Origin of the sequence: Faecalibacterium sp. I4-3-84 (assembly GCF_023347255.1) — a bacterium.
Classification (GTDB): Bacteria; Bacillota; Clostridia; order Oscillospirales; family Ruminococcaceae; genus Faecalibacterium; species Faecalibacterium taiwanense.
In genome coordinates this window covers 655,365-667,232 of the sequence record NZ_CP094466.1, presented here as the reverse complement: position 1 = coordinate 667,232, position 11,868 = coordinate 655,365, and the positions used below count along the sequence as shown (strand labels likewise).

Sequence of the window (11,868 nt, the reverse complement as noted above, 5' to 3'; positions counted from 1 at the left end):
TTTCCATGATCCGCAAAATCATTCATATAGACGAAGAAAAATGCAACGGCTGCGGTGCCTGCGTCACCGCCTGCCACGAGGGTGCCATCGGCCTTGTGAACGGCAAGGCCAAGCTGATGCGGGACGACTACTGCGACGGCTTTGGCGACTGCCTGCCCGGATGCCCCACCGGTGCCATCACCTTTACCGAGCGCGAAGCCGCCGCTTATGACGAGCAGGCTGTGCTGGAAAACAAGCAGAAAAAGGCCGCTGCCGCCCAGCAGCAGGCACAGCCCGCCGCACCGGCGTTCCATGGCTGCCCGGGCAGCATGATGAAACAGTTCCACCGTGAGCAGACCGCACCTGCCGCAGCCGCAGTGCCCATGCAGTCCCAGCTGGCACAGTGGCCTTGCCAGATCAAGCTGGTGCCGGTGAACGCGCCCTACTTTGACGGTGCCAAGCTGCTGATCGCCGCCGACTGCACCGCCTATGCCTACGCCAATATCCACGAGGAGTTCATGAGGGGCCATGTGACCATCATCGGCTGCCCAAAGCTGGATGCTGTGGATTACAGCGAAAAGCTGACCGAGATCATCCGCAGCAATGATATCAAGAGCGTGACCGTGCTGCGCATGGAGGTGCCCTGCTGCGGCGGGCTGGAGCACGCTGCCATCACTGCTCTGAAGAACAGCGGCAAGTTCATCCCGTGGAATGTAGTCACCTTCTCCACCGATGGCCGCATCCTCGACCGGTAAAATGACAGAACAAAAGCCAGAAACGACTGCTGCCGTTTCTGGCTTTTGATGTTTGCGGAAAGATCAGCCCGCGTTCTGTACGCTGTTGGCAGCGGTCTGCACGAACTGCAGCACGCTCTGGATGGTATCGCGGATCTGCACCAGCGTCTGGATGTCTTCGTCCTTCATGCGGGATGTGGGCGCAGTGAGTACCACGGTCTGGGCACTCACGGTGCCAGTGAGCTGGATGCTGACCCCGTGTTCCGGGATGGTGAGCAGGATGTGCACCGGGATGGCATCCGCAAAGAATCTGCTCTTTTCCAGCCCGATAACAAGTACCGGTGCATTGGCGCTGGCATCACCGGTATCCAGCTGAAAATAAAGGTAGCCATCCTTTGCGTTTTCCGGCTGTACGCGCTGCAGCTTTTTCTGCGGCAGCTCAAACTCGGTCATGTCCTGCAGGCTGGTGGCTGTGGTGTCCACACCCAGTAGGCTTGCCAGCTGGGCCTGCGAGATATAACTGCCAAGGCTCCAGTCCGGCAGCAGAAGGCTCGCCAGCGGGTAGCTGCCGGTGATGGAAGAGCGGATATTTTTGTACAGCTGCCCGACATCGTATAAGGTCTCGCTGCTGCTGATATACACCCGGGTGAGCGGGCCTGCCGGGATAACGGCATCCGGGGCCGAGATGCTCAGCTGCAGTGCGTCCGGTGCATACAGGCCGTTGACGGTGCCCTTGGTGGAGCCTGTCTTTTGCAGGATGGTGTAAAGGGCAGGGGAATCGGCTGTGGATGTGATCTCATAATCAAAGGTAAAGGCCGCGCCTGCCTGCAGCGCTTTCACCCGGCGGGCTACCAGACTGTACCCGGTTGCAGCGGCCACGGCTGCAAGCAGTACAAGAATGAGCACTGCGATCAGGACCACATAGCCCGCGCCGTGCTTTTTTCGTTTGGAAGATGCCATAAAAAATCCTCCCTCAGATGTTTTATTCAGCATAGCGGAACGGCGGACAAAAGTCAAGGAGGAACAGAGAAGCGCTGAAAAAAACAAAAAATCCGAAACCGTAAGGTTTCGGATCTCTGGCGGAAAGATGGGGATTCGAACCCCAGAACGCTTTTGACACGTTACACGATTTCCAGTCGTGCGCCTTAGACCAACTCAGCCATCTTTCCATATTCGGTTCTGCGTTTTGGGCCGTGGCCCTCAGCGCTCCACTATAATACCTGAAAGAAGCACTTTTGTCAAGGATTTTTTTGAAAAAAATTGTATTTTTTCAAAAAGCACGTGCCTGCGTTTCTGGCCTCCGAACTTTGCACTGAAAACCGTGCAAAACCCTTGACGACGACTGAAAACCGGGCTATGATGGGGGGCAGAGAGTGCTGCGGAGAGAGTTTGCCCTGCAGAAAAGGAATAAAAGGAGGATATTTTATTATGACTTATCCTGAAGTGCTGGCGAATGCGCGTGAGTGCATCGGAAAATACTGCAAGGCCTGCCCGGTGTGCAACGGCGTGGCCTGCAAAAACCAGATCCCCGGCCCCGGTGCCAAGGGCGTGGGCGATACGGCCATCCGCAATTATAATAAGTGGGCCGAGATCCGCGTGAACATGGACACCCTGTGCGAGGGCGGCACCCCGGACACCCATATTGAGCTGTTTGGCAAGAGCTTCAAGTACCCGTTCTTTGCAGGCCCGGTGGGTGCTGTGAACCTGCACTACTCCGAAGCCTATACCGATATGACCTATAATGATGTGCTGGTGCGCGCCTGTGCAGAGAACGGCATCGCTGCCTTTACCGGCGACGGCACCAACCCCACCGTTATGGAGATGGCCACCAAGGCCATTGGCGCAGCAAACGGCTGCGGCGTGCCCACCATCAAGCCCTGGAACATTGATACAATTAAGGAAAAGATGGCCGAGGCCAAGGCCAGCGGCTGCTTTGCCGTGGCCATGGATGTGGATGCAGCCGGTCTGCCCTTCCTGAAGAACATGACTCCGCCCGCAGGCAGCAAGAGCGTGGCAGAGCTTGCCGAGATCGTCAAGCTGGCCGAGCGCCCCTTCATCGTCAAGGGCGTTATGACCGTTAAGGGCGCACTGAAGGCAAAGGAAGCCGGCGCGGCTGCTATCGTGGTGTCCAACCACGGCGGCCGCGTGCTGGATCAGTGCCCGGCCACTGCCGAGGTGCTGCCGGAGATCGCAGCAGCCCTCAAGGGCACCGGCGTGAAGATCCTGGTGGACGGCGGCATCCGCACCGGTGTGGATGTGTTCAAGGCACTGGCACTGGGTGCAGACGGCGTGCTGATCTGCCGCCCGTTCGTCACGGCTGTGTATGGCGGCGGCGAGGAAGGCGTGAAGTGCTACATTGATAAGCTGGCCGGTGAGCTGGCTGACACCATGCAGATGTGCGGTGCGCATTCTCTGGCCGAGATCACCCCGGATATGGTGCGGGTATAAGAAAAAGAGTGAATAGAAAAGCGGCCTGTGCCTTTGCGGTGCGGGCCGCTTTTTCATTCTTGCAGCTGCGTGCCGGGGTAGTAGTGTGCCAGAATATCGGCATAGCTCTTGCCCTGCTCCGCCATGGCCTTTGTGCCCCACTGGCTCAGGCCCACACCGTGGCCGTAACCCCGGGTGACAAAGCTGAAATTCCCGCTCTGGTACTGTACCGTAAAGCATGTGCTGCGCAGGCCCAGCGCCCGGCGCAGGGTCGTGCCGGAAACGGTCTGCCCGCAGACCGTGACGGTTTTTGTGTATCCGGCGCTGGTCAGCTCTGCCGGGCCGAACCAGACCTCCGGCGCGACGAGATCGGCAGAAATGCCAAGGCCTGCAAGGGCCTGCTGCACCTGCTCTGCGGAAAAGGTGACGGTGTATTCGTAGTTGTCAGCGGAACGGTCGGTGCTGCTGTCCACTGAAATGAGGTAGGGCAGGGCGGAACCCCATACATTTTCGCTGGCCTCGGTCTGCCCATTGGAAATGGCAAAGTAGCTGGCGCAGGCAGGAACATTCTCATAATAAAGTATCTCATCCAAGACCTCGTCCACAAGGGCGGCGAGGCGGGCGTAATTCTGCTCGTAGGCGGTGCCCCAGTAGCTGCGCAGCACCGGCTCGGTCAGGCAGCCCTGCCGCCGGGCTGGGTCGGCAGTGAGCCAGGCGCCGCTTTGCAGGGTGGTGTGATCCCGGCAGTAGAGCGCATAGCTGTGGGCGGCAACGGCCTGTGCCTTGAGCGCTTCGTCCGGCCAGCTCACCGGCATCTCGGCGGCGACAGCACCCAGAACGTATTCCTGACGGGAAAGCTCCAACACCTGTCCGGTGGCCTGATCCTCCACCAGAAAGGTCTCGGCATCCGCAGAAGGCACGGCACTTGGCGGCTGCGCAGATGCTGCAGGCGAAGATACGGCAGAAGATGCGGGCTCTGCCCCACTGAGCACGGCGCGTGTGATCCGGTAGGCAGCCAGCGGCAGAATGCTGCCCAGCACCAGCAGGACCGCAAAGATTGGCAGAAAAAACTTTTTCATAGTCCCAAACCCTCCGACAGCGGTGTTTTTTTAATCAGAATACCGGATATACCCTGAAAAAAGATGCGAAACAGGGAAAAAGCCTTTTGTGGTGCAAGCGCAAAAAAGCACCAAACCGGCTTTTTGTGCGCTGAACGGTGCAGTTGATGCTTGAATTTACTCGTCAAAAGCGATAATATAGAATTATACCCATCATTGAGGGTGGGCGGGAAAGTATATAAATAGGATGAAAGGAGAATTCCCCTTATGAATTTTGCACATTCGGAGGTGGCAACGCTGGACCCGAACACAATGCGGACTTTGTGTGAGGAATATGTTGCCAACAACTACATCGATCCGGAGACGAGCGAACGTCTGGGGGTCAAGCGCGGCCTGCGCAACCCGGATGGCACCGGTGTGCTGGCCGGCCTGACCAACGTCTGCGACGTTGTAGGCTATAAAAAGGATCAGGAAGGCCATGTGATCCCCACTCCCGGCAAGCTGATCTACCGCGGCGTGAACATCAACGAGATCGTGGACGAGGCCTACCGCAATGACCGCTTTGTGTTTGAAGAGGTGATCTGGCTGCTGCTGTTCGGCAGTCTGCCCAACCGGGAGCAGCTGGACGATTTCTGTGAGATCCTGGCAGAGCACCGCGCCCTGCCGGAAGGCTTCATGGACACCATGAACGCCCCCTCGCCCAATATCATGAATAAGCTGCAGCGCTGCGTGCTGGGCCTTTACTCTTACGATGAGCACGCCGAGGATCTGAGTCTGGAGAACATCCTGAGCCAGAGCATCAATCTGATCGCCAGCATGCCCACCATGATGGTGAACGCTTACCAGATGAAACGCCGCTACTACGATAAGCAGAGCATGTTCTTCCACCTGCCCAAGCCCGGCCAGAGCACGGCAGAGCACATCCTCAGCACCTACCGTCCGGACCAGAAGTTCACCCACGAGGAAGCAAAGCTGCTGGATATGTGCCTGCTGGTGCACGCCGACCACGGCGGCGGCAACTGCTCCACCTTTACCACCCGTGTGCTGTCCTCCTCCGGCACCGATACCTACTCCGCAATCGCGGCGGCCATCGGTGCACTGAAGGGCCCCAAGCACGGCGGTGCCAACCTGATGGTGAACCGTCAGCTGAAGGATATCCTCAAGCATGTGGAAAACCCCGAGGACGACGATGAGGTGCGCGAGTATCTGCGCCGCATCCTGCGCAAGCAGGCGGGCGATGGCTCCGGCCTGATCTACGGCATGGGCCACGCGGTGTACACCATCAGCGACCCCCGTGAAGTGGTCCTGAAGCAGCGCGCCCGCCATCTGGCCTACGACAAAGGCTTTGAGGAAGAGTATAATATGCTGTGCAGCATCGAACGGCTGGCCCCCGGCATCTTTGCCGAGGAAAAGGGCAGCACCAAGCCGGTGTGCGCCAACGTGGACCTGTTCAGCGGCCTGATCTACAACATGCTGGGCATCTCTGAGGATATCTACACCCCGCTGTTCGCCATTGCCCGTGTGCCCGGCTGGTGTGCACACCGCGTGGAAGAGGTGGTATTCGCCAACCGTATCATTCGTCCCGCTTACAAGTATCTGGGCGTGCGCCAGAAATATAAGCCGATTGAGGAACGCTGATGAATCCTTCTGTTTTGTTCGTTTTTATCCTGAGCATTCTGCTGGGCGTGCTGCGCGCGGCAGACCTTGCCTTTGGCACCGATGCCGTCACCGGTTTGTGCGTGGTCGGCTCGGTGTGGTGGCGCTATCTGGCACTGGGTATCGTGGTGCTGGCTGCAGTGCTTGTGGGCCGTACACAGCCTTCCCGCTCGGAAGCGGTGCGTAGCCGCAGGCCGCTGGCCGGTATTCTGGCTTTTGTCGGTGCAGTATGTTTTCTGGCCGCAGCGGGTGCACAGATCGCGCTGGGCGCAGCTTCCGGTCTGGGCGGCTTTGTGCGGTGCATTCTGGAATGCCTGTGCTCCGCGTGGCTCAGCACCATGGGCCGCTGCTGGCTCAGCCCCAACGAGTGGAAAAAGCCCTTTGGCGGGCTGTATCTGGCCGTGGCGGGCAGTCTGCTGTTCTACTGGAACGTGCTGCTGCGCTTTATGGAGAACAGCTCCAGCTGGCACCGCGTGACCCCTACAGCGGCGGTGTGGCAGGCGCTTGCGGCACTGGTGTTTTTGGCAGCGCTGGCCCGGGCGCTGCATGTCCCGCAGCCGGGCAATGGCAAAACACTGTGCGCAGCCGGGCTTGCCGCATTTGCACTTTGCCTGTGCTGGCAGCTGCCCTACGTACTGGTTTTGATGAGCGGCCTGAGCTGGGCCACACCGGCTGTCTGGCCGGAGATCTTTGCCGGACTGGGCCTTTGCTGCGTGGGCGGCATTGGCGGAGCGTGCGCTGCAGCCTGCTTGAACGGGGAGAGCTGACAAAAATGTTGGCACTCTGTTGGCGCAATTGCCGAAAAGCAGGGAATGAAAGGAATTAAAATCGTACAAAAGCAAAAAATGCAGTGAATCTCTTGTTAATTTTTTGGCAGATACTTGAAACTTTCTGCGTTTTGGTCTAAAATAAAGATACCGTGATTTATCCGATTATGGGTAAAATAATTAGGAGGTACTATTAACATGGCTGTTAGAGTTGCTATCAATGGTTTCGGTCGTATTGGTCGTCTGGCTTTCCGTCAGATGTTTGATGCTGAGGGTTACGAGGTCGTCGCAATCAACGACCTGACCAGCCCCAAGATGCTGGCTCACCTGCTGAAGTACGATACTGCTCAGGGTTCTTTCTGCGGCAAGATCGGCGAGGGCAAGCACACCGTCGAGGCTACCGAGGACTCCATCATTGTTGACGGCAAGGAGATCAAGATCTACGCTGTTAAGGACGCAAAGGACGCTCCCTGGGGCGAACTGAACGTTGATGTCGTTCTGGAGTGCACCGGCTTCTACACCAGCAAGGAGAAGAGCATGGCTCACATTCAGGCTGGCGCAAAGAAGGTCGTTATCTCTGCTCCCGCAGGCAACGATCTGAAGACCATTGTCTTCTCCGTCAACGAGAAGACCCTGACCGCTGAGGATCAGGTCATTTCTGCTGCTTCCTGCACCACCAACTGCCTGGCTCCCATGGCTAACACCCTGAACAAGACCTACCCCATCGTCTCCGGTATCATGACCACTGTTCATGCTTACACCGGCGACCAGATGATCCTGGATGGTCCTCAGCGCAAGGGCGATCTGCGCCGTGCTCGTGCTGGCGCACAGAACATCGTTCCCAACACCACCGGCGCTGCTAAGGCTATCGGCCTGGTCATCCCCGAGCTGAACGGCAAGCTGATCGGTTCTGCTCAGCGTGTGCCTGTTCCCACCGGCTCTACCACCATTCTGGTTGCTGTCGTCAAGGGCAAGGATGTCACCAAGGAGTCCATCAATGCTGCTATGAAGGCTGCTACTTCTGAGTCCTTCGGCTACAACGAGGATCAGATCGTTTCTTCCGATGTCATCGGCATGCGTTACGGCTCTCTGTTCGATGCTACCCAGACCATGGTCGCTAAGATCGACGACGACACCTATCAGGTTCAGGTCGTGTCTTGGTACGACAACGAGAACTCCTACACCTCTCAGATGGTCCGTACCATTAAGTACTTCGCTGAGAACTGCTAATCATAGCTCTACGCTCAAAAGCGCTTGAGGTGCCGTGCTGAATAACAGTTGATACCGGCTTTGCCGGTACGAACATGCTGTGATTGGCATGACAACAGGATATTGAGTTCAACACCCTTCCTTTTGCGGGTTTCCGTGAGGGGAAGGGTGTTTTTTTGCTGAAAAAAGCAATGGAACGAGTTTCTTTCCAAAATGAATATGTTGCAACAAAAAGACGGAATAAAGTACGGAAATCTTAGCCATGAAGCAGGCAATGATACAGCTGAAAAGTATTGTATCCCAAAGGAAAAAATGGTAAAATATTTTTAGTGTCGATAAATACATTTATGAAATTGATATTGATGATTCTGGAAATAAAATGTCAATGAATTGCGGCGTAAATCAGTCAAAAACCTGGGCGTAAATGCGTCCGGGCTTTTTGTGATGTAAAGGAAACCGGGCCGGAGTTTGGCACGGTATGGGGATGAGATCCCTAAATGGGGAAAGCGACGGGAAAGGGAAAATGAAAGAGAAATTGAGGCTTGCTGTTTTTGGCCACAAAAGGTGGTCGAGAGAGGGCGGCGTGGAGATCGTGGTAAAAGAGCTGTGCACACGGATGGCGCAGCAGGGCTGTCAGGTGACATGCTACAACAGATCGGGACATCATGTGAGCGGTGCGGAATATGCGGCTGTCATAATAGGGACAAGGGTACGGCAGAGAATGAAAGGCTCCGCGACTCGAAGTTCATATTTTCTTACCCGAAGAATGAACGAATGATCTTTTTGTGTGGCAGAAATGCCGCACAGGAAGAAATCTCGACCATGAGGGTGGGGTGACAGCCAGCGGACAGGCGAGCTAGCCTATCCGCTCTTTGTGTTGGCTGAGATATTGATGAAGAAATTGAGTGGGATTGTGGGAAAGATTTATGAGTAAGAAACTTGCAATTGCGATGTTCGGACAGAAGCGATTATCGAGAGAAGGCGGAATAGAGATCGTTGTCAAAGAGCTCTGCACCCGAATGGCACAGAAGGGTTGTGACGTGACCTGCTACAATAGAGCAGGCCATCATGTGAGTGGTGCAGAATATGACGATGCTGGTAAAACGGAGTACGAGGGAATCCGTCAGAAGTCTGTTCCGACTATTGAACGGCGCGGACTCGCGGCGGTAAGTTCTTCATTCTTCGCGGCTCTTTATAGTGCGTTTGGAAAATACGATGTAGTGCATATCCACGCAGAGGGACCGGCCTTCTTCTCATGGCTGCCCAAAATGTTCGGTAAAAGGGTGGTGGTTACCATCCATGGGGAGTGTGAAATAATATGGACAACCAGAGAAAAGCCTGATTTCATGCGGGTTTGCGCGGCTTGACCTTTTCACCTCAACTTGTTTCTGCTTGTCATGGTGCGTTATGGCCAGCGTGTTTTCAGGGGTTGATGGCTTCTGGTTGCGCTCTATACTTAACCCACCACAGCGAAAGCTGATAGAGCAGAAAACAGAATGAGGAGGTATGAGGACAAGCCTGCGTATAGATTGTTGCTGCAATCTGTATACAGGCTTGTTGTTGTGCTATGAAGTAGGAAAGGTGAATAGTGAAAGACGAGCATGACAATTTAAGGAAAAGAACTGCTGGGATTGTGTATAAGCCTAGGACAAGAATAGAAACTATGGAATGACGGTTGGAGAGAAGTAATGGAAGAAAAAATCAGACTTGCGGTTTTCGGACAGAAACGTCTTTCTCGTGAAGGCGGGATAGAGATTGTTGTAAAAGAGTTATGCACCCGAATGGCACAGAATGGTTGTGATATAACTTGCTACAATAGAGCAGGCCATCATGTGAGCGGTGCAGAGTATGATAAAACAATTGAATATGATGGCATCCGTCAAAAGGTTGTTCCGACCATTGAGAAGAAGGGACTTGCAGCGGTAAGCTCTTCCTTTTTCGCAGCACTTTGTAGTGCATTTGGAAGATATGATGTGGTGCATATCCATGCGGAAGGTCCTGCTTTTTTCTGTTGGATACCAAAACTTTTTGGCAAGCGTGTAATCAGCACTATTCACGGTTTGGACTGGGCCCGCGAAAAATGGAAATTTGGCGTTGGATCAAAATTTATCCGGCAGGGTGAAAAAAATGCTGTGAAATATGCAGATGAAATCATTGTTCTAAGCAAAGGCGTTCAGAAATATTTCATGGAGACCTACGGAAGGGAGACACATTTTATCCCTAATGGTGTCAATCGGCCAGAGGTTCGGGAGGCAAAGCTGATCACGGATCATTTTGGACTGGAAAAGGATTCCTACATACTGTTCCTCGGTCGTCTGGTGCCGGAGAAGGGGATTCGATATCTGGTTGAGGCATTCAAGAATGTCAAGACAGATAAAAAACTGGTCATCGCAGGTGGCTCTAGTGATACGGATTCCTTTATGGAGGAATTGAAAGAACTGGCGAAGGGTGACGATCGGATTCTCTTTACTGGGTTTGTGCAGGGAGCAATGCTGGATGAACTGTACAGCAACGCTTACATTTACACGTTGCCGTCCGATCTGGAAGGAATGCCATTAAGTCTGCTGGAGGCGATGAGCTACGGCAATTGCTGTCTGGTATCCGATATTCCAGAATGTGCAGAGGTTGTGGAAGATAAGGCATTGATTTTCAAAAAGTCAGATGTAGAGGACTTGCGAGAAAAATTGCAAGATGCCTGTGACCATCCAGAAATGGTTATAAGAATGAAGAATCAGGCAGCTGACTTTATCTGCGAGAAATACAACTGGGATAAAGTTGTAAAGGAAACGATGAAACTGTACAGGAGAAAATAATAGATGAGAGTATTGATAATAAATAAATTTCTATATCCAAACGGTGGATCAGAAACCTACATATTTAAGCTGGGTGAGGCGCTAGAGCAGCACGGACATGAGGTTCAGTACTTCGGTATGGAGCATGAAGGCCGCTGCGTGGGCAACCGGGTCAATGCTTATACATCTGATATGGACTTCCACGGTGGCAGCAAACTGAGCAAGCTGACCTACCCGATCAAGACCATCTACAGCAAGGAAGCAAGAGTGCAGCTGCGGAAAGTTCTGGACGACTTCAAGCCGGATGTCTGTCACCTGAACAACTTCAACTACCAGCTGACACCTTCCATCATCCTGGAAATTGTGAAGTGGCGTAAGGAGACCGGAAGAGATTGCAAGATCATCTTCACGGCACATGACTACCAGCTGGTCTGCCCGAACCACATGCTGAACAATCCAAACACCCACCAGAACTGTGAGAAGTGCCTCGGCGGCCATTTCGTGAACTGCATGAAAGGCAAGTGCATCCACGGTTCCACGGCAAAATCTGCCATCGGCATGATGGAAGCCGAGTTCTGGAAGTGGAAAGGTACCTATAAGTACATTGACACCATGATCTGCTGCTCGGAGTTCATGAAGAGCAAAATGGACAGCAACCCGCTGTTTGCAACGAAGACTGTGGCAATGCACAACTTCATCGACAAGGTGGAGTGGAAAGAGACGGAGAAAAAAGACTACGTCCTTTACTTTGGCCGCTTCTCCGAGGAGAAAGGCATCGGCACACTCATCAAGGTCTGCAAGGATCTGCCGGATGTACAGTTCATCTTCGCTGGCACCGGTCCTCTGGAAGAGACGGTAAATGGTATTAAGAATATCAAGAACGTTGGCTTCCAGAAAGGCGAGGCACTGGAAAAGCTCATCCGTGAGGCACGGTTCTCCATCTACCCGTCTGAGTGGTATGAGAACTGCCCGTTCTCTGTGATGGAATCCCAGATGTACGGCACGCCGGTGCTGGGTGCAAACATCGGCGGCATCCCGGAACTGATTCAGGTTGGCAAGACCGGCGAGCTGTTCGAGAGTGGTAATGCTGAAGATCTGAAGAAGAAGATCGAGAAGCTCTGGGGTGATAAGAAGCTGTGTGCGGAGTACAGTGCGAACTGTAAGGATATTAGCTTCGATACCATTGATGAGTATTACGAGAAAATTATGAAGGTGTATCAGTAAGACTGGTATGTGAGGAGAGAAT

General features: G+C 54.0%; 10 protein-coding genes and 1 tRNA gene. 8 read left to right on the top strand and 3 right to left on the bottom strand.

The window, feature by feature from the left end:
• Positions 1-5: 5 nt before the first annotated feature.
• Positions 6-734, top strand: a complete 729-nt coding sequence (locus tag MTP41_RS03300; RefSeq protein WP_097775294.1) for an ATP-binding protein — start codon at positions 6-8, stop codon at positions 732-734.
• Between the two features lie 63 nt (positions 735-797).
• Here MTP41_RS03300 and MTP41_RS03295 read toward each other — a convergent pair whose 3' ends face one another.
• Both MTP41_RS03295 and MTP41_RS03290 read right to left on the bottom strand, forming a co-directional pair.
• The gene (locus tag MTP41_RS03295) at positions 798-1,673 is read right to left on the bottom strand and encodes a hypothetical protein (RefSeq protein WP_118526262.1); all 876 of its coding nucleotides are present in this window, start codon (positions 1,671-1,673) and stop codon (positions 798-800) included.
• 117 nt (positions 1,674-1,790) lie between these two features.
• Positions 1,791-1,882 (bottom strand) — tRNA-Ser (locus MTP41_RS03290).
• Between the two features lie 259 nt (positions 1,883-2,141).
• Here MTP41_RS03290 and MTP41_RS03285 point away from each other — a divergent pair.
• Entirely contained in the window at positions 2,142-3,161 is a 1,020-nt protein-coding gene (locus MTP41_RS03285) for an alpha-hydroxy-acid oxidizing protein (protein WP_005945594.1), read from the top strand.
• Between the two features lie 53 nt (positions 3,162-3,214).
• On the opposite strand, the gene spoIID is transcribed toward MTP41_RS03285, so the two are convergent.
• Entirely contained in the window at positions 3,215-4,219 is a 1,005-nt protein-coding gene (gene spoIID / locus MTP41_RS03280; protein WP_249236196.1) for a stage II sporulation protein D, read from the bottom strand.
• 246 nt (positions 4,220-4,465) lie between these two features.
• Here spoIID and MTP41_RS03275 point away from each other — a divergent pair, with 246 nt between their 5' ends.
• The 6 genes from MTP41_RS03275 to MTP41_RS03245 all read left to right on the top strand — a co-directional run bounded on the left by MTP41_RS03275 (position 4,466) and on the right by MTP41_RS03245 (position 11,846).
• The gene (locus tag MTP41_RS03275; RefSeq protein WP_120080071.1) at positions 4,466-5,836 is read left to right on the top strand and encodes a citrate synthase; all 1,371 of its coding nucleotides are present in this window, start codon (positions 4,466-4,468) and stop codon (positions 5,834-5,836) included.
• Positions 5,836-6,621, top strand: a complete 786-nt coding sequence (locus tag MTP41_RS03270) for a hypothetical protein (RefSeq protein ID WP_120020566.1) — start codon at positions 5,836-5,838, stop codon at positions 6,619-6,621. Before MTP41_RS03275 ends, MTP41_RS03270 begins: the two co-directional genes overlap by 1 nt.
• A 198-nt stretch (positions 6,622-6,819) precedes the next feature.
• Positions 6,820-7,851: a type I glyceraldehyde-3-phosphate dehydrogenase gene (gene gap, locus MTP41_RS03265; protein ID WP_005945602.1), complete on the top strand. Its 1,032-nt coding sequence runs from the start codon at positions 6,820-6,822 to the stop codon at positions 7,849-7,851.
• A gap of 905 nt (positions 7,852-8,756) precedes the next feature.
• Entirely contained in the window at positions 8,757-9,197 is a 441-nt protein-coding gene (locus MTP41_RS03255; RefSeq protein WP_442900334.1) for a glycosyltransferase family 4 protein, read from the top strand.
• 321 nt (positions 9,198-9,518) lie between these two features.
• A complete protein-coding gene (locus MTP41_RS03250) occupies positions 9,519-10,643 on the top strand; it encodes a glycosyltransferase family 4 protein (RefSeq protein ID WP_249236195.1) in 1,125 nt (374 codons plus the stop codon).
• A gap of 3 nt (positions 10,644-10,646) precedes the next feature.
• A complete protein-coding gene (locus tag MTP41_RS03245) occupies positions 10,647-11,846 on the top strand; it encodes a glycosyltransferase (protein WP_249236194.1) in 1,200 nt (399 codons plus the stop codon).
• Positions 11,847-11,868: the final 22 nt, after the last annotated feature.

Bases quoted from the DNA above. Each gene is read 5' to 3' on its own strand.
- MTP41_RS03300 (WP_097775294.1), top strand. From the start codon at position 6: ATGATCCGCAAAATCATTCATATAGACGAAGAAAAATGCAACGGCTGC.
- MTP41_RS03295 (WP_118526262.1), bottom strand. From the start codon at position 1,673: ATGGCATCTTCCAAACGAAAAAAGCACGGCGCGGGCTATGTGGTCCTG.
- MTP41_RS03285 (WP_005945594.1), top strand. From the start codon at position 2,142: ATGACTTATCCTGAAGTGCTGGCGAATGCGCGTGAGTGCATCGGAAAA.
- spoIID (WP_249236196.1), bottom strand. From the start codon at position 4,219: ATGAAAAAGTTTTTTCTGCCAATCTTTGCGGTCCTGCTGGTGCTGGGC.
- MTP41_RS03275 (WP_120080071.1), top strand. From the start codon at position 4,466: ATGAATTTTGCACATTCGGAGGTGGCAACGCTGGACCCGAACACAATG.
- MTP41_RS03270 (WP_120020566.1), top strand. From the start codon at position 5,836: ATGAATCCTTCTGTTTTGTTCGTTTTTATCCTGAGCATTCTGCTGGGC.
- gap (WP_005945602.1), top strand. From the start codon at position 6,820: ATGGCTGTTAGAGTTGCTATCAATGGTTTCGGTCGTATTGGTCGTCTG.
- MTP41_RS03255 (WP_442900334.1), top strand. From the start codon at position 8,757: ATGAGTAAGAAACTTGCAATTGCGATGTTCGGACAGAAGCGATTATCG.
- MTP41_RS03250 (WP_249236195.1), top strand. From the start codon at position 9,519: ATGGAAGAAAAAATCAGACTTGCGGTTTTCGGACAGAAACGTCTTTCT.
- MTP41_RS03245 (WP_249236194.1), top strand. From the start codon at position 10,647: ATGAGAGTATTGATAATAAATAAATTTCTATATCCAAACGGTGGATCA.